Genomic DNA, 21,511 nt, shown 5'->3' on the forward strand with positions numbered 1-21,511 from the left:
TCCAACCGGACGCTACGCGGCCAGCGCGTCGGCCGCGCGCACGATGCGGGCAAAACGGCCCTGCAGGACCAGCTCGGTCCGGTCGCGGATCTCGGCCGGCGTGTAGTTCCTGCCGGACGGGCTTTGCATGGCAAAGGTCAGCGTGGCGTCGGTGGGAAACACCACCTTGAAGCCGGCGTCGCTGGCATGGCGCGACGTCGTTTCGCAGCACTGTTCCGTGCGGATGCCGGCCACGATGATGCCTTCGATGCCGTGTTTGAGCAGCCAATCGTGCAACGAGGCGCCATGCTCGTCCTTGGCGTACAGCGACGAATGCACTGTCTTGTGAAACACCGCCGTGGGAGAAATTCGCAATTCCTTGAGCGTCTTGACGTGGCCGGAGGCGAGCGAAAACGGATTGGCGGGGTCGTCGGCGGGGCTGGTGTGGAATACCTGCAGGACCGGCATGTCCTTCGCGGCGGCGGCGTCGATCAGCGGCTGGATCTGCGAAATGAACGCCGGATACTCCGATTCGTCCCAAAACGGACGTTGGCGAAAGGATTCCTGGACGTCGATGACGATAAGTGCCTGTTTCATTTCCGGGCCTCCTGGCCATGGATTCGTGGGGGTGACGCCATTTTTACTCCCGATTGGGCGGATCCGCGAGCGCGTTCCAAGACGGCCGGCGGCCCAAAACGGACATGGCGGGGTGGCAGCCGGAAAGCGCCCGGACCGCGCGGCAGATTCGTGCGCGGCGGACATACAATCCTGGGCATGGACATTACCCGCGACTCCGACGATCTCTTCTGGATGCGACGCGCCCTGGCGCTGGCGCACACCGTCATGTTCACCACCGCGCCCAACCCTCGGGTCGGCTGCGTGATCGTGCGTGACGGCCGCGTGCTGGGCGAAGGCGCGACGCAGCCGCCGGGCGGCCCGCACGCGGAAATCTGCGCGCTGCGCGATGCGCAAGCGCGTGGCGAGACGGTCGCCGGTTCCACGCTGTATGTCACGCTGGAACCGTGCAGCCACTTCGGCCGCACGCCGCCATGCGTCGATGCGGTGCTGGCGGCGCCGCCGGCGCGCGTGGTGGTCGCCATGGGTGATCCGAATCCGCTCGTCAACGGGCAGGGGCTGGCGCGGCTGCGCGAAGCGGGCATCGCGGTGACGACCGGCGTCTGCCGCGAAGAAGCGCTGGCGGTGAACGCCGGCTTCATTTCGCGTATGAGCCGCGGCCTGCCGTGGGTGTGGATGAAGATGGCGGCGTCGCTGGACGGCCGCAGTGCGCTCCATAACGGCATGTCGCAATGGATCACCGGACCGGAAGCGCGGGCCGACGGACACCGCTGGCGGGCGCGCAGCTGCGTCGTGCTGACCGGCATGGGCACCGTGCTCAAGGACGATCCGCAGCTGAACGTGCGCGACGTCGATACGCCGCGCCAGCCGCGCAAGGCCGTCGTGGACGGCCAATTCCAGATCCCGGAGACCGCGCGGCTGTTCGATGGCGCAGAGGTCATCGTGTTCACCGCGCGCGAAGATGCCGCGAAGGCAGCGCGCCTGGCGGACAAGAATGCGCGCGTGGTGTGCTTGCCGGGCACGGAACCTGGCCGCGTCGATCTGCCTGCCATGATGCGCTGGATGGGCGAGCAGCAGTTCAACGAGGTTCACGTCGAGGCAGGCGCGGGCCTGAGCGGTGCGCTGGTGTCGGCCGGCTGCGTCGACGAACTGTTGTTGTATCTGGCGCCGGTGCTGCTGGGCGACGCGGCGGGCATGGTGCGCTTGCCGATGCTCGAACACCTGGACGCCGCGCGGCGCTACGAATTTACCGATATCGCGCGCGTTGGCGCCGATCTGTCTGTGCGCGCGCGCGTGGCAGGCACGTGGCGGCAATTGATGGAAAGCGTGGCGTTGCCCACGTTGTCGTAACGGATTTGTTGTTAGCACTCCGCGCGTTCGGCTGCCAATCGTTTGAAAGCCGCGCACAGCTTGCGTCTGCACGATGCACCCTGTCGATGCGTGCGAATCGGCATGCGCGATGGGCGCGCACCACACCGCGCACGAAGGCGTTTCGCGTGATTACACGAGCAATTATTCGCGCAAAATGAATTGCCACAAAAGAGTCACGGGCTTAGCATAAGCAGCATGACTTGGCGCTACGCGCTCACGGACCACCCGCACAGCCGCTGCGCGCCCTCGTCACCACGGATTCCCGTGCCGCGAATCGGCGCAGTTCAACACCGACCGGCACGCCACTGAACGAAGTCGCCCAGCGCCGTTCAGCCCGTTCGCTGCGATCGCATGGCGAACGCTCCGGGTTTATCCCGGGCCAACAAGAATCCATCGGATATCGCTCATTCCGTCGTTTCGTTGCCGACCATTTCATGTGCGGTTGCGTCAGGCACGCTATATGCGGGTCTATGCTCGAGACGACGAGTTAACTTGCTCACGTTAGTTGCAATCCCTGACGGAACTAGTGTGAAAGGGGTGCAGCCTAAACACAAAGGGTCCGATCGTGCTTATGGTTGATGTGTGGCGAAAGCAACATAACAACTTGCCGAAAACGCCAACAGCGAAGTTGTTTAGTAATTCGCAGGCGCTGATGCACAATGGGCATGTAGGGACGTATTGAATTTTTCGCGTGTTGTATGTAGGAGGTTTCCGTGCAAAACATCGTCGAAGGCTTCAAGTCGCAGTATGCAAGAGAGCAGGAATCAGAGCTCTCGCTCGAGGAGTATCTGAGCCTCGCCAAGCGCGATCCCATGGCCTACGCCAGCCCCGCTGAGCGCATGCTTGCCGCGATCGGTGAACCTGAAATCGTGGATACGCGCAACGACCCACGTCTTTCCCGTTTGTTTTCCAACCGGACCATCCGGCGCTATCCCGCGTTCCAGGAGTTCTACGGCATGGAGGACGTGATCGGACAGATCGTCGCGTTCTTCAAACACGCCGCGCAGGGACTGGAAGAGCGCAAGCAAATCCTCTATCTGCTGGGACCGGTGGGCGGCGGCAAGTCGTCCATCGCCGAACGGCTCAAGGCGCTGATGGAAAGTTTTCCCATCTACGCGTTGAAGGGATCGCCGGTGAACGAATCGCCGCTCGGGCTGTTCCATCCGGAACGATTCGGCGACACGCTCGAAAAGGAATACGGCATCCCGAAGCGCTACCTGACCGGCATCATGTCGCCGTGGGCAGTCAAGCGCCTGAAGGAGTTCGACGGCGACATCTCGAAGTTCCGTGTGGTGCGCCTGAATCCGTCGGTGCTGCGCCAGATCGCCATCGCCAAGACCGAACCGGGCGACGAAAACAACCAGGACATTTCGTCGCTGGTGGGCAAGGTTGATATCCGCAAGCTCGACCGCCATTCGCAGGACGACCCGGACGCGTACAGCTATTCCGGTGGCTTGTGCCTGGCGAACCAGGGGCTGCTCGAATTCGTGGAAATGTTCAAGGCCCCGATCAAGATGCTGCATCCGCTGTTGACGGCTACCCAGGAAGGCAACTTCAAGGGCACGGAAGGCTTCTCGGCCATCCCGTTCAACGGCACGATCCTGGCCCACTCGAACGAATCGGAATGGCAGACCTTCCGCAACAACAAGCACAACGAGGCGTTCCTTGACCGTATCTATATCGTCAAGGTGCCTTACTGCCTGCAGGTTTCCGAAGAGGTCCGCATCTACGAGAAGCTGCTGCATCACAGCTCGCTGTCCGAAGCGCCGTGCGCGCCCGGAACGCTGGACATGATGGCGCAGTTCTCGGTGCTGACACGCCTGAAGGAACCCGAGAATTCCAGCATCTATTCCAAGCTGCGGGTCTACGACGGCGAAAGCCTGAAGGACGTCGATCCCAAAGCCAAGGCGCTGCAGGAATACAAGGACTACGCGGGCACGGATGAAGGCATGACCGGCGTCTCGACGCGTTTCGCGTACAAGATCCTGTCCAGCGTCTTCAACTATGACCAGACCGAAGTGGCGGCCAATCCGGTGCACCTGATGTACGTGTTGGAGCAGCGCATCGGCCGTGAAGACTATCCCGACGAAATCCGTCGGCGCTATCTGGAATTCATCAAGGGCTTCCTGGCGCCGCGTTACGCGGAGTTCATCGGCAAGGAGATCCAGACCGCTTACCTGGAGTCCTACTCCGAATACGGCCAGAACATCTTCGACCGCTACGTCACGTTTGCCGACTGCTGGATCCAGGACGAGGAGTTCCGCGATCCTGAAACCGGCGAAAGCTTCGACCGCAGCGCGCTGAACGATGAACTGGAAAAGATCGAGAAGCCCGCAGGCATTGCCAATCCCAAGGACTTCCGTAACGAGATCGTGAACTTCGTGCTGCGGGCGCGCGCCAACAACAGCGGCCGCAATCCGAACTGGACCAGCTATGAAAAGCTGCGCGAAGTGATCGAGAAGAAGATGTTCTCGAACACGGAAGACCTGCTGCCGGTGATTTCGTTCAACGCCAAGGCCTCGGCCGAGGACAAGACGAAACACCAGAGCTTCGTCGACCGGATGGTGGAGAAGGGCTACACGGAAAAGCAGGTCAGGCTGCTGTGCGAGTGGTATCTCCGTGTGAGGAAGTCTTCCTGAGCGAGGTGAATCATGAATTCACTGATCGATCGCCGTCTTAACGGTCGCAACAAGAGCGCCGTTAACCGGGAACGCTTTCTGCGGCGTTACAAGGATCAGATCCGCAAGGCGGTACACGGGATGATCCGTGACCGCTCGATCCAGGACATGGATCAAGGCGGTGAGATCAATCTGCCCGCCCGCGATATCTCCGAGCCGACATTCCGGCACGGCGCGGGCGGCGACCGCGAATTGGTGCATCCGGGCAATCGCGAATTCGCCAAGGGCGACACCTTCGACCGGCCGCAGGGCGGGCAGGGCGAGGGCGGCTCCGAGCCGGGTGAAGGTGAATCGGTGGACCAGTTCACCTTCAGCCTGTCGCGCGCCGAATTTCTGAACCTCTTTTTCGAGGATCTGGAACTGCCGCACCTGGCGCGCAACCAGCTTGGCGAAGTCAGCCAGAAAAAGTGGCAGCGCGCCGGCTACACCACCACCGGCTCGCCCAGCACGCTGAGCATCAGCCGCACGCTGAAGTCATCGCTGGCGCGTCGCGTGTCGCTGGGCGTGAAGGCGCGCGCCGACCTGCGCGATGCCGAGGACGCGCTGGAAGAGGCCAAGGCTGCGGGTGTGTCGCAGGCCCGAATCCGCGAGCTGGAACAGGAGGTCGAGGATTGCCGCGAGCGTCTGGCGCGTGTGCCGTTCCTGGACGACCTGGATCTGCGCTATCGCAACCGCGTGTCGGTCGCCATCCCCATGGCGCGCGCCGTCATGTTCTGCCTGATGGACGTGTCCGGTTCCATGGACGAGGGCAAGAAGGATCTGGCCAAGCGCTTCTTCACGCTGCTCTACCTGTTTCTGTCGCGCAAGTACGAGCACGTCGATCTGGTGTTCATCCGCCACACCGACAACGCCGAGGAAGTGGACGAGCACACGTTCTTCTACGACCCCAAGAGCGGCGGCACGATCGTGTTGTCGGCATTGGAGCTGATGCGCGAGATCCTGGAAAAGCGCTATCCGCCGTCCGCGTGGAACGTCTACGCGGCGCAGGCCAGCGACGGCGACTCGTTTGGCGCCGATGCGGGCAAGAGCGCGCGATTCCTGGCCGAGCATCTGCTGCCTTCGTCGCGCTACTTTGCCTACATCGAAATCCCCGACTCGCAGGAAGCCCGCAAGAGCAGTCTGTGGGCCGAGTATGAACAGAAACTGGAACCGCACTTCGTCATGCGGCGCATTTGCGACCGCGGGGAAATCTTTCCCGTGTTCCACGACCTGTTCAAGAAGGAGACCGCATGAACGCCAACATGGGTGCGCTCGTGGAGCCGGGATCGGACGGCGGTGTCCGGCCGATCTCGCAGGGTTCCGAATGGACGTTCGAACTGATCCAGACCTATGACGACGCGATCTCGCAGATTGCGCGTGAATACGGCTTGGACACGTATCCGAACCAGATCGAGGTAATCACCTCGGAACAGATGCTGGACGCGTACGCGTCGGCGGGCTTGCCCATTGGCTACCCGCATTGGTCGTACGGCAAGGAATTCATCCGCAACGAGCAGTACTACCGCCGCGGCATGCAGGGGCTGGCGTACGAAATCGTCATCAATTCCAACCCGTGCATTTCTTACCTCATGGAAGAGAATTCCATGCCGATGCAGGCGCTGGTGATCGCACATGCCTGCTACGGGCACAATTCCTTCTTCAAGGGCAACTATCTCTTCCGGCAATGGACAGACGCCGACGGCGTGCTGGATTACCTGGTGTTCGCGCGCAAGTACGTGATGGCGTGCGAAGACCGCTACGGCATCGACGCCGTGGAGTCGCTGCTGGACTCGTGCCATGCGCTGTCGCATCACGGCGTCGACCGCTACAAGCGCCCGACGCCGGTCTCCTTCAAGGAAGAGGCTACCCGCCAGGCCGAGCGCGAGGAACACGCGCGCCTGCAGTACAACGACCTGTGGCGCACGCTGCCGCGCATCGAAGCGGACAAGGACACGCGCGTCGCGGCGTCCGTGTTTCCGCCCGAGCCCGAGGAAAATCTGCTGTACTTCATCGAAAAGTACTCGCCCAAGCTGGCCCCGTGGCAGAAGGAGCTGGTGCGCATCGTCCGCAAGGTCGCACAGTATTTCTATCCGCAGACCCAGACCAAGGTTATGAACGAAGGCTGGGCCACGTTCTGGCACTACACCATCCTGAACCGCCTGCACGAGAAGGGCCTGGTGAACGACGGCTTCATGATGGAGTTCCTGCAAAGCCACACCAACGTCGTCAGCCAGCGCGGCTTTGACGAGCGCGGCTATGGCGGCATCAACCCGTACGCGCTGGGCTTTGCAATGATGTCGGACATCCGCCGCATCTGCGAAGCGCCCACGCCCGAAGACCGCCGCTGGTTCCCCGACATCGCGGGCGGCGACTGGTTGAAGACGTTGGACTTCGCCATGCGTAATTTCAAGGACGAGTCCTACATCTCGCAGTATCTGTCCCCGCGCCTGATCCGCGAATTCCGCTTCTTCGCGATCTCGGACCACCAAGCCAACCCCAAACTGGAAGTGGCCGCGATCCACGACGACGAGGGCTACCGCGACATCCGGCGCCTGCTCGCCGCGCAGCACAATCGCGACAACCTGGTGCCCGACATCCAGGTCGTCCGCTTCAACCGCGACACCGACCGCTCGCTGGTGCTGCGCCACTTGAAGAGCCGCGGCCGACCGCTGGCCGGTGAAGATGCCGAACAGGTCATGAAGCATCTGGCACGTCTGTGGGGATTCCGCGTCCGGCTGGAAGAAACCGAACCGGACGGCACGATCAGCTCCTACCGGGAGCAGGACCCGCCCGCGTCGAAGTAATGACGCCAGCAGGGGAAGGGACGCGCGTAGTGCGTCCCTTTTTGTTTGCCCGCTTGCTGTGCTGTTGCCGATTCTGCTAGAATCGCGGATTCGCATTTTCAGCAGCGTCTTTCATCAGCACCGAAAGGCCCCTGGAAGTGCAGTAGGACAGGTGGCCGAGTGGTTGAAGGCGCACGCCTGGAAAGCGTGTATACGTCAAAAGCGTATCGGGGGTTCGAATCCCCCTCTGTCCGCCAGGAATACTGGCAAGGCCGCCAAGCCCCCAAAAAGCGGCCAAGCCAAAAAAGGCCCCGATCTCCCAGAGATCGGGGCCTTTTGCATTTCCGGGAATCGTTACGGTACGCTCGTGCCATGACTTTCGACCTGCCGATTCGATCATCCGCGCCTCGCCTGGATCTCTACAGCCTGCAGGTCTTTGTGGCCGTGGTTGAAGAGGGCAGCATTGCCGCGGCCGCCGCGCGTGAGCACATTGCGCCCTCGGCGCTGAGCAAGCGGCTGTCGGAGCTGGAGCGCATCCTGGATGTGGTGCTGATCACCCGGCATGCCCGAGGGGTGGCGGCGACAGGCGCTGGCCATGCGTTGGCGCGGCACGCGCGGGCGCTGCTGCATCAGGCGCGCGGCCTCACGGACGAGATCCGCGATTTTTCATCGGGCGTGCGCGGGCATGTGCGCATCGCGGCCAACCTGTCTTCCATCACGCAGTTCCTGCCGCAGGATCTGCGGCGCTTTCTGACGCTGCACCCCGGCGTGCAGATCGATCTGGAGGAGAACGTCAGTTCCGCGGTGACGCGAGCGGTGCAGCAGAACATGAGCGATATCGGTATCTATACCCAGACCGACGACGACAGCGGGCTGCAGAGTTTTCCGTACCGGCGCGATGTGATGACGCTGGTGGCCAACCGGTCTCATCCGCTGGCTGCGCGGGAGCGCGTGGCGTTTGCCGACACGCTGGAGTACGACCACGTCGGCATGCACCGGGGCAGCGCGGCGAACTACCTGTTCACGCGCGAGGCGGCAGCCATCAATCGGACGGTGCGGCTGCGGTTCCAGGTCACGTCATACGATGCGCTGGTGTCGATGGTGCGCTGCGAGCTGGGCATTGGTATCGTGCCCGTGGAGGCGCTGTCCCTCTTCGATTGCGGCGATCTACGGATTATCCCTTTGACGGACGCGTGGGCGCGTCGCCAGCTCAAGTTGTGCGTGCGCAGCAATGAGCCCCTGTCCGGCGCTGCCCGGTTGCTGATGGAGCACCTGCTGCAAGAGGCCGCCGCCTCCGGCAATTGAGGCAGGTCTTTCTGGATTGGGACACGGATGTTGCGTAGCAAAATCCGGACGGCCAACGCAGGCGCCGCCGCGCTCAGCCATCGCGAATGGCGATGCCCCGCTGAAGAATCGCGATTTGTGCCACGCCGGCGGACCTCGGAAGATAGCTCATCAAGCCCATGGACCGCCCGCCGCGCGGGCGCGAGGAGAGAGAGACGTGAGCCTTCCAAGCCGAGTGCAGATCGTGGAGGTGGGACTGCGGGACGGACTGCAAAGCGAGCCCGAGTTCGTGCCCACCGAGACCAAGGCTGCCATCCTGAATGAACTGATTGCCGCCGGCGTGCGCCACATCGAGGCAACCTCGTTCGTGTCGCCCCGGGCGGTGCCGCAGATGCGCGACGCCGCAGAGTTGCTGGCGCTGGCGGACAAGCGGCCGGGCGTCGTGTTGAGCGCGCTGGCGCCGAACCCGCGCGGCGTTGAACGTGCGCTGGCATCGCGTGCCGATGAAGTCGTGGTGTTCCTGTCGGCCAGCGAAAGCCACAACAGAAAGAACCTGAACCGGTCCGTGGAGCAATCGCTGCGCGACATCGAGGATGTGGCGGCGCTGTTGCAGGAGCATCCCATGCGGCGCAAGGGCGCCATCGCGGTCGCCTTCGGTTGTCCGTTTGAAGGCGATGTCGATATCGCCACGTTGAAGACCATCGTGGCCGAGTTTGCCCGTCTGGATTTCGACGCCGTCACGCTCGGCGACACGACGGGCATGGCGACGCCGCGGCTCGTGCGCAAGACGGTGGACGCGCTGCGCGCCGCGTTTCCGGCCATGGATTTTTCCCTGCACTTTCACAACACGCGCGGTCTCGGGCTGGTGAATGTGGTCGAGGGGCTGCACGCCGGCATCACGTCCTTCGAATCGTCGCTGGGCGGCTTGGGCGGCTGTCCGTTCGCGCCCGGGGCGACGGGAAATGTCTGCACCGAGGACACGGTCAACCTGCTGCACGAGATGGACATCGAGACGGGCATCGACCTGGCGGCGCTGATCCAGGCGTCGCGGCATCTTGAGCAGGTGATGAAGCGCCCGTTGTCAGGGCAGGTGATGAAGGCCGGGCCGCGTCTTGCCTTGCACGATTACGACGGCGCCGTGGCCGCCGTCGGCTGATTTCGCAACCCTGGATTCAAAAGAACCCATGCCTCTATCCGGATTCCGCATTCTGGACCTGACCCGCATCATCTCGGGTCCGTTCTGCACCTCTCTGCTTGCCGACATGGGCGCAGAGGTCATCAAGATCGAGACGCCGGGCGAAGGCGACCCGGTGCGCGCCCAGGGCGTGATACGCGACGGCCTGAGCTGGTACTTCGCCAACTACAACCGCAACAAGAAATCCGTCACGCTCGACCTTTACAGCGAGGAAGGCAAGGCCGTGCTGCGGCGCCTGATCGCCGAATGCGATGTCATCGTCGAGAACTACCGTCCCGGCGTAATGCAGAAGATGGGGCTGGGCGACGAGGCGCTCAAGGCGCTCAAGCCCGACATCATTCATTGCAGCATCAACGGCTTTGGTACGACCGGGCCCTATCGCGACCGGCCGGCATTCGATTTCATCGCGCAGGCGATGAGCGGGTTCATGAGCCTGAATGGCGCGGAAAGTCAGCCGCCGATGCGCGCGGGTCCCCCCATCAGCGATCTGGTGGCCGGCATGAATGGCGCGCTCGGCATCGTGGCGGCATTGTTGCGCCGCGAGCGCACCGGCCAGGGGGACAGCGTCAGCGTGAGCCTCCTGGGCAGCATGATCGGCCTCTTGAGCTTTCAGGCGTCGAACTATTTTGCCGACGGCCGGCTGCCGGCGCGCACGGGCAACGATCATGGCATCGCGTCGCCCTACGGGCTGTTCGAGACGGCCGACGGGCAGGTCGCAATCGCGCCCAGCAACGACGTCGTCTATCACAAGCTGCTGGACGCGTTGGAGCTGCCGGAACTGCGCGCCGATCCCCGTTTTGCGACGAACGCCGATCGCATGCGCAATCGTGGTGCCATCACCGAGGCCATCCAGACGCGCACGCGCCAGCACACCAGCGCCCACTGGATCGAACGCCTGAACCGGTTTGGCGTGCCGTGCGGTCAGGTGCTGAACCTTCAGGAAGTGTTCGAGGATCCTCAGGTGCAGGACCAGCGCATGGCCATCGACGTGCCGCATGGCGACCACGGCGATGTGCGGATGCTGGGCTTCCCGATCAAGTTTGCGCAGGCCGAAGCCCGGCCCGTGCAAGCCGCGCCCGCGCTGGGCGCGGATACTCGCGATGTGCTGCTGCGATTCGGATTCGCGCAGGAGGACATCCGCGGTTTGCAGGAACGTGGCGTCATCTGAACGCGCCGCGGCAAGACCACCAAGGCGACACAGCCTGCCCATAAAGCAATAACGACGGAGACAAACGACATGCTACGCAACCTTCTGCTTTCAGCTTGCGTGCTGGGCGTCGCGGCAGGCGCCCACGCCCAGGAGTCCTACCCGAATCAACCCATCCGCATCATCGTGCCGTTCACGCCGGGCGGCGGCACGGACTTCCTGTCCCGCACAGTGAGCGCCAAGCTGGGCGAGACGACCAAATGGAACGTGGTGGCCGAGAACCGGCCGGGCGCCGGCGGCACCATCGGCATCGGCGCGGCCGCGCGCGCCAAGCCGGACGGCTATGAAATCGTCATGGGGCAGGTCGACAACCTGGCGGTGGCGCCTTCCATCTACAGCAAGCTCTCCTACGACCCGATCAAGGACTTTGCGCCGATTGGCATCGTGGGCGAAGCGCCCCTGGTCATCGTGGCGGGCAAATCCAGTCCCTACCAGACCTTGCCGGCGCTGATCGAAGCGGCCCGCAAGGCGCCGGGGGCCGTCAACTACGGGTCGCCGGGCGCCGGTACCATCACGCACCTGGCTGCCGAACTGCTCCAGCAGCGCGCGGACGTCAAGCTGGTCCACGTGCCGTACAAAGGGTCGGGCCCTGCCATGGCCGATCTGCTGGGCGGTCAGGTGCCGGTGATCTTCACGTCCATCCCGTCGGCGGCGCCGCAGCTCAAGGCCGGCAGCGCGGTCGCGCTGGCCGTCACCTCGCCGCAGCGCAGCCCGGCGCTGCCCGAGGTGCCGACCGTGGCGGAACTGGGTTATCCCGGCTTTGACGTACGGGTCTGGTATGGCTTGCTGGCGCCCGCCAAGACGCCCAAACCCATCATCCAGACGCTGAACACGGAACTCAACAAGGTGCTGGCATTGCCGGCGATGCAGGAGGCCTTGGCGGCTCAGGGCGCGCAGGCCATGCCCACGACGCCGGAACAGTTCGCGGAGACCATCAAGCAGGACTACCAGAAGTGGAAGCCTGTGATCGAGGGTGCGAAGGTGAAGCTGGACTGAGGGTATCGCCGGCTTTGCGCCGGCGATCCCTATGCGCGGAACACCGTGCGCGTCACGTCTTGGGTGTGTCGTACGACGTATCCAGCACGTCGTCTTCCGGCGTGATGACACCCGGTTCTCCGGGTTCCGCAATGGCGCGGCCACGCCGCGGCATGCCTGCGACGACGTTGCTTTCCTCGGGCATGGGCAGGGTCTCGGTACCCTTGCGCGGGTCTGTCGGGGGCTTTTGTTCGTCCGCACCCTTGGACGCAGTGGTGGGATCAGGGGTGGTTTTCAGCATGGCGATTGCTCCGACTGCGCGCGAGGCCAGGATGGCGCCGCGCCTGGACATTGATCCATCTTAGAACCCCCGTCCCGGTGAGGCAGCGTTCTGGATGTCACGATTGCAAGGGGCTGTTGCAGGACGAGGCCATCAAAACTTGCCACACTGCGTCCTTATAATCTCGAGCTTCGCGCCGCCATTTTCTGCCGACCGCCCATCCTCGATACCCCCACGCCCACCTTGACCGAATCCGTCGAACGCTCCGTCCATGCTGAACTCGTTGCCGTGCTGGTTGCGGTGACCAACGGCGAGCCGCGGGTGCTGACGACGGACGATGCCAGGGCGTTGCCGGCCGGGCCGTTCGAGTTGTCGCACCGGTCGCTGCAGGCCGGCCTGCGCGATTGGGTCGAGGCGCAGACGCATCATCCGTTGGGGTATGTCGAGCAGCTGTATACCTTTGCGGACGGCGATCGCTCGGATGAGTCCGGCGGGCGGGTCATCTCGGTCAGCTACCTGGGCCTCACGCGCGAAGCGGGCGAGACGGGCGTTGCGCAAGTCGGCTGGCAGGACTGGTATCGCTACTTTCCGTGGGAAGACCGCCGCGCGGGCACGCCGGCGCTCGTCGAGGATGTGATCGTGCCGCGGCTCACCGCGTGGTGCGAAGGCAGCGCGGACGCATCGGTCCGCGCGCGCCGCCAGCAGCGCGCGGCGATCACCTTTGGACTGGATGGCGCGGCGTGGAATGAGGACATGGTGCTGCAGCGCTACGAACTGTTGTTCGAAGCCGGGCTGGTGCCCGAGGCGGTGCGGCGCACCGGCGAAACCGCGGTGGTACCCGGACAGCCGATGCGCCACGACCACCGGCGCATCCTGGCCACCGGCATTGCGAGGCTGCGCGCCAAGATCAAGTACCGCCCGGTGGTGTTTGAACTGATGCCGGACGAGTTCACGCTGTTGCAGCTGCAGATGGCGGTCGAGGCGCTGGCGGGGCGTGGGTTGCACAAGCAGAACTTCCGCCGCTTCATCGAACAGCAGGATCTGGTCGAAGAGACCGGCGCCATGGCGACCGGCACCGCCGGCCGGCCCGCCAAACTGTTCCGGTTCCGGCGCGACGTGCTGTTGGAGCGGGCCATTGCAGGCAGCAAGCTGCCGGTGTCGCGCGTCGTTTGATGCTTGACAAGGCTTATACTCATAATTAGCATAATTGGTGCGCAATTCTTGCGCGCCTTTTTTTACGCTACAAATACTCAAAATGAGCATTAAAGCCGCAAAGCCCCTCGCAGCCGATCGCCTTCCCGTTCCGCCGCTGCCGGACGTCATGCTGGAGCCGCTCGTGCGGGCGGCGTTGTTGGAGGACCTGGGCCGCGCTGGCGACCTGACGACCGACGCCATCGTGCCGGCCGATGCCACGGCCGAAACGCGGCTCGTGGCGCGGCAGGAGGGCGTGCTGGCGGGATTGGATCTGGCCCGGCTGGCGTTCCGCACGATGGACCCGAACCTGGCATTCACGGTGTCGCGCCGCGATGGCAGCGATCTCGAGCCCGGGATGGAGATCGCGCGCATCCAGGGCAATGCGCGCGCGATGCTTAGCGCGGAGCGGGTGGCGCTCAATTTTCTGTGTCACCTGAGCGGCGTGGCGACAGCCACGGCGTCGATCGCCCGGGCCATCTCGGATTTCGGCGCGCGTGTCACCTGCACGCGCAAGACCATGCCGGGGTTGCGGGCGGTGCAAAAGTACGCGGTGCGCGTGGGCGGCGGCAGCAATCACCGTCATGGGCTGGACGACGCGGTGCTCATCAAGGACAACCACATTGCGCTGGCCGGCAGCGTGGCGACGGCCGTCGAACGGGCGCGCGCCGGCGTGGGCCACATGGTGAAGATCGAGCTGGAAGTGGACACGCTGGAGCAGCTTGAAGTGGCGCTGTCGCTGGGCGTGGACGTGGTGCTGCTGGACAACATGAGCCTGGATGACCTGCGTCGCGCCGTCGCGATGGCGCGGGGCCGGGCGATTACGGAAGCCTCGGGCCGGATCACGCCCGAAACCGCGGCCGCCGTGGCCGCTACCGGCGTGGATCAGATCGCCGTGGGTTGGCTGACGCATAGCGCCAAGGTGCTGGACATTGGTCTGGACGCCTGACTTTTCATTGGTCGCGAACATGAAACGCCTGCTGCTTTCGTCTCTTACGCTTGTTGTGCTGTCGCTGACGGCCTGCGGTAATCCGCCCTCGGGCGAGGCGCCGGGCGATGCGTCGTATCCGTCGCATCCCATCACGATCGTCGTGACGTTTCCGCCCGGCGGCGGGACCGATCTGCTTGCACGCCGCATCGGCGCCAGTCTGCAGGAGTCGTTGGGGCAGCCGGTGGTGGTGGAGAACCGGCCGGGCGCCAGCGGCAACATCGGTGCGCGGATCGTGGCCGAGTCGCCGCCGGACGGCTACACGCTGCTGATGGTGAACAGCTCGTTTGCGATCAACCCGGGGGTCTATCGCAATCTGGGCTTCTCGCCGAAGCGGGATTTTGCGGCGGTCATCAATGTGGCTTTCGTGCCCTCGGTGTTTGTCGTGCCGGCGGCGTCGCCTTTGCGCAATCTTGATGACGTGATCGTGGCCGCCGTGCCGGACAAGCCGCTGGCGTTTGCGACGTGCGGCAACGGCACACCGCAGCATCTGGCGGGCGAGATGCTGTCGCGCAAGACGGGTGCGGTGATGCAGCAGGTGCCGTACAAGGGATGTGGCCCGGCGCTGACCGATGTGATGGCGGGGCAGGTGGGCGTGGGGGTGGTGACGGCTTCCAGCGCGGCGCCGTTGATCGCCGCGGGCAAGCTGCGCGCGCTGGCCGTGACGTCGCCCGCGCGGTCACCGCTCATGCCCACCGTACCGACGGTGGCCGAGCAGGGCGTGTCAGGCTATGCGCTGGATCAGTGGCACGGGCTGTTGACCCCGGCGGCGACGCCGCCCGCAGTGGTCGACAAGCTGAATGCGGCGGTGGGGAAGATCGTGCGGCGGCCGGATGTGCAGGCCGCGCTGCGTGAGCAGGGCTTTACGCCTGCCAGCAGCTCGCCGCAAGAGTTTCAGCAGATGATCGGCGCGGACATCGACCGCTATACCGCGCTGACCGAGGCGATCGGATTGCGGGCGGATTGAACGGCAAAGCGGCCGATCCGGCGCGTGATGCGCGGAATCGGCCGCGGAGGGGGCTGAAACTACGGTTGCAGCGTCAGCCGCTGCTATCAGACAGCCGCTTTGGCGTGCTGCTCCAATTGCTCCTTCAGGCCCGGTTCCAGCTTGAGCTGACGCGCCAGTTCATCCAGGTACGCGCGCTCCATGTAGCTTTCCTCGTCCACGACGAGCAGGCTGGCCAGGTACATTTCCGCCGCCATTTCGGGCGTCTTGGCCGACTGGGCAATGACACTGGGATCCAACGGACGGGACAGCTCGGCTTCCAGCCAGCGGCGGTCCTGGGCGTCGGATGACAGCTTGGCCAGTTCCGTTTCCAGCAGGGTTTTTTCTTCGGGGCCGATATGGCCGTCGGCCTTGGCCGCGCCGATCATGGCGGTGAGGACGGCGTTGCTGTGCTGTTCGGCCTCGGGGGCGGGCAGGCGGTCCAGCGTCTGGGGCGGGGCAGTGGGCGCGCCCGCCTGCTTGCGCTGCCAGTCGCCGTAGGCGCGATAGGCCAATGCGCCCAGCGCGGCCATGCCGCCGTACATGGCGACCTTGCCGCCGATCTTGCGGGCCTTCTTGCTGCCCATCAAGAGGCCGAGGGCGCCTGCGCCCAGGGCGCCGCCGCCCAAGCCGGAAAGCAGGGACGATCCCTTGCCGCCGGTGGCGTTCTGCACGCGGTTCGTCGTGTCGGAAAGCAGCCCTTGTCCGGACTGCAACAGTTGATCAAGTAATTGCCGGGCGCTCATGCGGCCTCCTGTAAAACGGTCGGTCAGGGATATCGGACCGTGGCCGTCGCAGGAAGTTCAGCTAGCCGTCAGGCGGTTGATCCGGCCCCGGAAGTCTGCGGCAAGTGCTACAACCGTCCTTGTCGCCGGCCGACCGGCCGCCCCATGCAGGCGCAGCCAGATCATCCAGGGCTGTCCCTGGTAGTCCCAACACAGGAGAACCGATCCATGAGCATCCGCGTGCGCCAGAATGCGCCCCAGTCCCTGCAATTCACCGCAACGGCCGAAGGCCACGACCTGCCGCTGGACATGCCCAAGCCGCAAGGCGAGGGGCCGGACCCGCACGATTACTTCGATACCGCGCTGGGCGGCTGCAAGGCGATGACGCTGATGGTCTACGCGCAGCGCAAGGGCCTGCCGCTGGAATCGGTGGGGGTGGAAGTGGTGCGCGATGCCAGCGAGGAACGCCGTGGCATCTATCGCCTGACCGCCAAGCTGACGCTGCACGGCGAGTTGTCCGATGCGCAGATCGACGAATTGCTGGCCGTGGCCGAGAAGTGCCCGATCCACAAGCTGATGACGGCGGTGGACGTGCAGGTGTCCACGCTGATCGTGCGGCCGGACTGAGAAACCGGAAATCGGAGAAGGGGCCGGAGAAACCGGCCCCGTTCGGCAAGGCGGGGCGCCAGGCCCCGCCCCAAGAAAGTCTTACTCTTCCATGCCCGGAACGATGGTCGAGAAGCCGCCGTCCACGTGGGTGATCTCGCCGGTCACACCGGCAGCCAGGTCCGACAGCATGAAGGCCGCGACGTTGCCGACGTCTTCGATGGTGATGTTGCGGCGCAGGGGGGACTGGTTTTCCACGAACTTCAGGATGGCCGAGAAGTCCTTGATGCCGCTGGCGGCCAGTGTCTTGATCGGGCCGGCGGAGATGCCGTTGGCACGGATGCCGCGCGGGCCCAGCGCCGTGGCCAGGTAGCGCACGCTGGCTTCAAGCGACGCCTTGGCCAGACCCATCGTGTTGTAGTTGGGAACCACGCGCTCGGCGCCCAGGTACGTCAGCGTCAGCACGGAACCGTTGCGGCCTTCCATCAGGGGCAGCGCGGCCTTGGCCATGGCGGCAAAGCTGTAGGCCGAGATGTCGTGGGCGATGCGAAAGCCTTCGCGCGACAGGCCGTCCAGGAAGTTGCCGGCAATGGCTTCACGCGGGGCGAAGCCAATGGAGTGGACCAGGCCGTCCAGGCCGTCCCAGTGCTTGCCCAGTTCGGCGAAGGCGCCGTCGATCTGGCTGTCTTCGGCCACGTCGCAGGGCAGCACGATGTTGCTGCCGAACTCGGCGGCGAATTCGCTGACGCGGTCCTTGAAGCGGTCGCCCACGTAGGTGAACGCCAGTTCGGCGCCTTGCTGATGACAGGCGCGCGCGATGCCGTAGGCGATGGAACGGTTGGAAAGCACCCCGGTGACCAGGATGCGCTTGCCGGCGAGAAAGCCCATAGATGTGTCCTTGAAATTTTTCCCTTCTGGAGGCCGCCTATTTTAGGGAATTTGGCGGTCCAGCGGGCGAGACGGCGCGGCCCCCTTGCGGGGTGCCGCGCCGGGGTGTCGCGCCGGGGTGTCGCGCCGAGTGTGCGGCGATTGTGGCGGGGGTTACCCGCGCGCGTTCGTGCCCGGCACGCGAAGCTGCGTGCCGATCTTCAGGGCACTGCCCTTGATGTTGTTGAGCGCGCGCAGCGCGTCGACCGTGGTGCCGTATTGCTTGGCCAGCGAGAACAGGGTGTCGCCCTGGCGGACCTTGTGGCTGCGGACGTTGGGGCGGGCGCTGGAAACGCGGGCGGCGGGCGCCTGCGTGGTGCGGCCACGCGGGGCGGCGGCCTTGTTGTCCTGCGGCGCCGCGTCCAGCGCGCCGACCGGCGGGGCCAGCGATGCGATCTGCACGCCGCCCGTGCCGGGGTCGCCCGGCACCAGCAGCGCCTGGCCGTTCGCGGATTTCTGGCGGCGGCTGATGTCGTTGGTCTCGCGCAGCGAAGCCTCGGACACGCCAAAGCGCTTGGCGATGGCCGCGTAGGACTCGCCGCGCCGGGAGTGGTAGACCTTCCAGGCGGACAGGTCGCCTTTGTAGTTGGTGAGGTTGGCGTTGAAGATTTCGACGCGGTCGGCCGGCAGCAGCAGGGTGGGGCCGTGGTCGCCGCGGATGACCGGGCGGTTGAAGGACGGGTTCAGGGCCTTGAATTCGTCCAGCGGCATTTCGGCCAGCTTGGCGGCGATTTCAAGGTCGATGTCGCTGTTCTTCTGCACCGTCACGAAGTACGGCGTGTTGCCCACGGGCGGCAGGGCCACGGCATAGCGCTGCGGATCCGCAATGATGTTCTTGATGGCCTGCAGCTTGGGCACGTAGTTGCGGGTCTCGTCCGGCATGTTCAGCGACAGGTAGTCGGTGTTCTGGCCGGCGGCCTCGTTCTTGGCCATGGCACGCTGCACCGAGCCTTCGCCCCAGTTGTACGAGGCCAGGGCGAGGTACCAGTCGCCCTGCATTTCAAACAGCTTTTCCAGGTAGTCCAGGGCCGCGTTGGTCGAGGCGATGGGATCGCGACGCTCGTCGCGCCACCAGTCCTGCTTCAGGTTGAAATGCTGGCCCGTGGCCGGCACGAACTGCCACAGGCCCGAAGCCTGCGCGCGGGACAGCGCCGTCGGGTTGTACGCGCTTTCCACGAAGGGCAGCAGCGCGAGCTCGGTCGGCAGACCGCGGCGGTTGATCTCGTCGACGATGAAGTACAGGTATTTGCCTGCGCGTTCCGCCATGCGCTGGACCGCCTCGGGGTGGGACGCGTAGTAGTCGGTCCACTGCTTGGAGAGGTCGGTATTCAGGTTGGGGATCGCGAAACCGCGGCGGATGCGGTCCCAGGCGTCGGCCGGCGGGTTGGTCAGGTCGATCGTGCGGGAAGTGTCCCGGGCGATGTATCGGCCTTGGGAATTGGTGGTGAGGTTCTTGCTATCGGGGGCTTTGGTTCCTGCGCAACCGGCGAGGACTGCCAGCATGAGCGGCAGAAGGAGTCGGGATAGATTCATCAGGTGGTCACTTGAAATCGTTCTTCCATTCACGAAGGGAGGCAAAAACCTCTACCGGCGTTTGCTGGTGGCGTCCGGCCCAGCTTGCGGCGGCCTGGACGACGTCGGGCTGCTGCGTGCGCAAGAACGGATTGGTCGCGCGTTCCTGGCCGATGGTCGAAGGAAGCGTGGGGTGACCATCCGCGCGTAATTGCTGGGCCCGCAGTTGCCACGTTTGCAGGTCGCGGTTGGCCGGTTCGACGGCCGATGCCCAGCGAAGGTTCGCTAGAGTGTACTCGTGTGCGCAAAAAACTTTTGTATCCGGCGGTAAAGCGGAAAATTTTTCCAAGGAATCAAACATTTGCGCTGGGGTGCCTTCGAAAAGCCGGCCACAGCCCCCCGCGAAAAGCGTGTCGCCACAGAACAGCGCGTGCTCGACGCCGGCCGCGCGGCCGGCATAGGCGATGTGCCCGGCGGTGTGGCCCGGGACGTCAAGCACGGTCAGGTCCAGGTCCAGTTCCGGCAGCGTCACGCGGTCGCCTTCGGCCAGACGGACGTCGCAGCGCGGCAGCTTTTCGCGCGCCGGACCATATACGGTGATGCCCTCGATGCGGGACAATTCGAGCACGCCGCCCACATGGTCGCCATGGTGGTGCGTGAGTAGAATGGCGCGCAGCTTCAAGCCATGCTGATCCAGGAACTGCAACACGGGGCCGGCTTCGCCGGGGTCCACGACAGCCGCCAGGCCGTCCTGGACGATTGCCCAGATGTAGTTGTCGGAAAAGGCTGGCAAAGGCAAGACCGCGGCGTTGCGTTCGCGGCCGCCTGCGGGGGCGGTCAAGGCTTGCATGGGATTCGAAGGAAAAAACGTGGCAGAAGAAACTCCGCCGATTGTAGAACTGGCCGAATGGTTCCAGACGCCGCCGGGCCAGTACGTGCTGGCCTGGGAACGGGCCCAGTTCGACGCGGCCGTCGCGGATGTCTTCGGATATTACGCCTGGCAGGTCGGCCTTGCCGACCTGAACCTGTTGCGGGCGAACCGGATGCCGTTCAAGGGCTATGTGGGCACCGAGACCCCTGCGCCGGAAAATATGCCCGGCTGGCAGTCGCGCGTGGTCGTCGCAGAGCCCGAGGCCCTGCCGTTCGAATCGCAAAGCGTCGATCTCCTGATCCTGCCGCACACCTTCGAACTCACGCCCGATCCCCACAACGTGCTGCGCGAGGTCGAGCGCGTGCTGGTGCCCGAGGGGCGGGTGGTCATTTCGGGGTTCAATCCCTGGAGCATGTGGGGCGCGCGCACCCGCATGCCCGGCATGGAGCCCTGGCTGCCGCAGCCGCCGTCGTCCCAGGTGTCGCTGGTGCGGCTCAAGGACTGGTTCAAGCTGCTGTCGCTGGAGGTCGATGAAAGCCAGTTCGGTTGCTACGCGCCGGCCTGCCGCAGCGAAAAATGGCTGCAGCGCTGGGGCTTCCTGGAATCCGCCGGCGCCCGGTGGTGGAGCCTGGGCGGGGCGGTCTACATGGTCTCGGCGGTCAAGCGCGTGACCGGCATGCGTATCATCGGGCCTGCCTGGAAGACCAAACCCAAGCGCGCACGCGCGGCGTCGGTGGTGGTCAACCGCCAGGCGGACGACGGCTTCGACCCCTCCTGAACGGCCGGGCCGGCCTCACATTGCAAGAACAAGGACACGCACGCAGCACCATGCAGGACAACAAAGCGAACGATCAGAAAGTGGAAATGTGGACCGACGGCGCCTGCAAGGGCAATCCGGGTCCCGGCGGCTGGGGCGTGCTGATGCGCGCCGGCGCGCACGAAAAGACGCTGCATGGCGGCGAACTCCAGACCACCAACAACCGGATGGAACTGCTGGCGGTCATTGAAGGCCTGCGCGCCCTCAAGCGTCCGTGCGTCGTCACCATCCACACCGACTCGCAATATGTCATGAAGGGCATGACCGAGTGGCTGGCCAACTGGAAACGGCGCGGCTGGATCACCGCCGAGAAAAAGCCGGTCAAGAATGCCGAGCTCTGGCAGGCGCTGGATGAGCAGGTGCAGCGGCACACGGTGTCGTGGCGCTGGGTTCGCGGTCACGCGGGCGACCCCGGCAACGAGCGCGCCGACCAGCTTGCCAACATGGGCGTCGACGTCGCGCGCCGCGCCTGACCGGAATCGGCCGCCCCGCCGGCATCCGGAAATACCCTCAAATCGGCCCACTAGGGCAGATTTAGTTCTTTCATCGCGCTTCAGGATTGTTCCAGTATGTAAATCCGGG

Annotated in this window: 20 protein-coding genes and 1 tRNA gene; 15 read left to right on the forward strand and 6 right to left on the reverse strand. The window is 64.7% G+C overall.

Annotated elements, in window-relative coordinates; all coding sequences use genetic code 11:
* Window positions 1–12 precede the first annotated feature (12 nt).
* Window positions 13–576: a cysteine hydrolase family protein gene (locus tag AC6CIE_RS15905; protein ID WP_343738577.1), complete on the reverse strand. Its 564-nt coding sequence runs from the start codon at window positions 574–576 to the stop codon at window positions 13–15.
* A gap of 213 nt (window positions 577–789) precedes the next feature.
* Here AC6CIE_RS15905 and ribD point away from each other — a divergent pair, with 213 nt between their 5' ends.
* The 9 genes from ribD (at window position 790) to AC6CIE_RS15950 (ending at window position 12,048) form a co-directional block, all read left to right on the forward strand.
* Complete coding sequence (gene ribD / locus AC6CIE_RS15910; protein WP_498092860.1) at window positions 790–1,905, forward strand: bifunctional diaminohydroxyphosphoribosylaminopyrimidine deaminase/5-amino-6-(5-phosphoribosylamino)uracil reductase RibD; 1,116 nt, start codon at window positions 790–792, stop codon at window positions 1,903–1,905.
* Window positions 1,906–2,648: 743 nt separating this feature from the next.
* Window positions 2,649–4,565 carry a PrkA family serine protein kinase gene (locus AC6CIE_RS15915; protein ID WP_370633001.1) on the forward strand — a complete coding sequence of 639 codons (1,917 nt, stop codon included), beginning with the start codon at window positions 2,649–2,651 and terminating at the stop codon, window positions 4,563–4,565.
* Between the two features lie 12 nt (window positions 4,566–4,577).
* Entirely contained in the window at window positions 4,578–5,837 is a 1,260-nt protein-coding gene (locus AC6CIE_RS15920; protein WP_498092803.1) for a YeaH/YhbH family protein, read from the forward strand.
* Entirely contained in the window at window positions 5,834–7,387 is a 1,554-nt protein-coding gene (locus AC6CIE_RS15925) for a SpoVR family protein (RefSeq protein ID WP_175125455.1), read from the forward strand. The genes AC6CIE_RS15920 and AC6CIE_RS15925 overlap by 4 nt, the downstream gene beginning before the upstream one ends.
* A 145-nt stretch (window positions 7,388–7,532) precedes the next feature.
* A tRNA-Ser gene (locus AC6CIE_RS15930) sits at window positions 7,533–7,623 on the forward strand.
* Window positions 7,624–7,738: 115 nt separating this feature from the next.
* Window positions 7,739–8,671, forward strand: coding sequence for a LysR substrate-binding domain-containing protein (locus AC6CIE_RS15935; RefSeq protein ID WP_367351414.1), 933 nt, complete (start codon window positions 7,739–7,741; stop codon window positions 8,669–8,671).
* Window positions 8,672–8,867: 196 nt separating this feature from the next.
* Window positions 8,868–9,806 (forward strand): hydroxymethylglutaryl-CoA lyase, encoded by a 939-nt coding sequence (locus tag AC6CIE_RS15940; RefSeq protein ID WP_218342159.1) that lies wholly within the window; start codon window positions 8,868–8,870, stop codon window positions 9,804–9,806.
* A 28-nt stretch (window positions 9,807–9,834) separates the two neighbouring features.
* On the forward strand, window positions 9,835–11,013 hold the full coding sequence (locus AC6CIE_RS15945) for a CaiB/BaiF CoA transferase family protein (RefSeq protein WP_175186375.1): 1,179 nt from the start codon (window positions 9,835–9,837) through the stop codon (window positions 11,011–11,013).
* A 69-nt stretch (window positions 11,014–11,082) separates the two neighbouring features.
* Entirely contained in the window at window positions 11,083–12,048 is a 966-nt protein-coding gene (locus AC6CIE_RS15950) for a Bug family tripartite tricarboxylate transporter substrate binding protein (protein WP_498092806.1), read from the forward strand.
* Between the two features lie 52 nt (window positions 12,049–12,100).
* Here the strand turns inward: AC6CIE_RS15950 and AC6CIE_RS15955 are convergent, their stop codons facing one another.
* On the reverse strand, window positions 12,101–12,328 hold the full coding sequence (locus AC6CIE_RS15955; RefSeq protein ID WP_191578184.1) for a hypothetical protein: 228 nt from the start codon (window positions 12,326–12,328) through the stop codon (window positions 12,101–12,103).
* Between the two features lie 222 nt (window positions 12,329–12,550).
* On the opposite strand from AC6CIE_RS15955, the gene AC6CIE_RS15960 reads away from it, so the two are divergent.
* The 3 genes from AC6CIE_RS15960 to AC6CIE_RS15970 all read left to right on the forward strand — a co-directional run bounded on the left by AC6CIE_RS15960 (window position 12,551) and on the right by AC6CIE_RS15970 (window position 15,453).
* Window positions 12,551–13,480 carry an NUDIX hydrolase gene (locus AC6CIE_RS15960; protein WP_175125435.1) on the forward strand — a complete coding sequence of 310 codons (930 nt, stop codon included), beginning with the start codon at window positions 12,551–12,553 and terminating at the stop codon, window positions 13,478–13,480.
* 82 nt (window positions 13,481–13,562) lie between these two features.
* Window positions 13,563–14,447, forward strand: a complete 885-nt coding sequence (nadC, locus tag AC6CIE_RS15965; RefSeq protein WP_175125433.1) for a carboxylating nicotinate-nucleotide diphosphorylase — start codon at window positions 13,563–13,565, stop codon at window positions 14,445–14,447.
* Window positions 14,448–14,466: 19 nt separating this feature from the next.
* A complete protein-coding gene (locus AC6CIE_RS15970) occupies window positions 14,467–15,453 on the forward strand; it encodes a tripartite tricarboxylate transporter substrate binding protein (protein ID WP_312993013.1) in 987 nt (328 codons plus the stop codon).
* 86 nt (window positions 15,454–15,539) lie between these two features.
* Here the strand turns inward: AC6CIE_RS15970 and AC6CIE_RS15975 are convergent, their stop codons facing one another.
* Window positions 15,540–16,217, reverse strand: a complete 678-nt coding sequence (locus AC6CIE_RS15975) for a tellurite resistance TerB family protein (RefSeq protein WP_175139099.1) — start codon at window positions 16,215–16,217, stop codon at window positions 15,540–15,542.
* Between the two features lie 207 nt (window positions 16,218–16,424).
* Between AC6CIE_RS15975 and AC6CIE_RS15980 the strand changes: the two genes are divergently transcribed.
* The gene (locus AC6CIE_RS15980) at window positions 16,425–16,823 is read left to right on the forward strand and encodes an OsmC family protein (RefSeq protein ID WP_056327870.1); all 399 of its coding nucleotides are present in this window, start codon (window positions 16,425–16,427) and stop codon (window positions 16,821–16,823) included.
* 81 nt (window positions 16,824–16,904) lie between these two features.
* Here AC6CIE_RS15980 and fabI read toward each other — a convergent pair whose 3' ends face one another.
* The 3 genes from fabI to gloB all read right to left on the reverse strand — a co-directional run bounded on the left by fabI (window position 16,905) and on the right by gloB (window position 20,091).
* The gene (gene fabI / locus AC6CIE_RS15985) at window positions 16,905–17,690 is read right to left on the reverse strand and encodes an enoyl-ACP reductase FabI (RefSeq protein ID WP_175125419.1); all 786 of its coding nucleotides are present in this window, start codon (window positions 17,688–17,690) and stop codon (window positions 16,905–16,907) included.
* 153 nt (window positions 17,691–17,843) lie between these two features.
* Entirely contained in the window at window positions 17,844–19,262 is a 1,419-nt protein-coding gene (locus AC6CIE_RS15990) for a transglycosylase SLT domain-containing protein (RefSeq protein ID WP_175139097.1), read from the reverse strand.
* 7 nt (window positions 19,263–19,269) lie between these two features.
* Entirely contained in the window at window positions 19,270–20,091 is an 822-nt protein-coding gene (gloB, locus tag AC6CIE_RS15995) for a hydroxyacylglutathione hydrolase (protein WP_239214306.1), read from the reverse strand.
* A 19-nt stretch (window positions 20,092–20,110) separates the two neighbouring features.
* Here gloB and AC6CIE_RS16000 point away from each other — a divergent pair, with 19 nt between their 5' ends.
* Window positions 20,111–20,890 (forward strand): class I SAM-dependent methyltransferase, encoded by a 780-nt coding sequence (locus AC6CIE_RS16000; RefSeq protein ID WP_175139096.1) that lies wholly within the window; start codon window positions 20,111–20,113, stop codon window positions 20,888–20,890.
* A gap of 50 nt (window positions 20,891–20,940) precedes the next feature.
* Entirely contained in the window at window positions 20,941–21,402 is a 462-nt protein-coding gene (gene rnhA, locus AC6CIE_RS16005) for a ribonuclease HI (RefSeq protein WP_175139095.1), read from the forward strand.
* The last annotated feature ends 109 nt before the right edge of the window (window positions 21,403–21,511 follow it).

It is taken from the genome of Achromobacter sp. GQ309 (assembly GCF_059759315.1).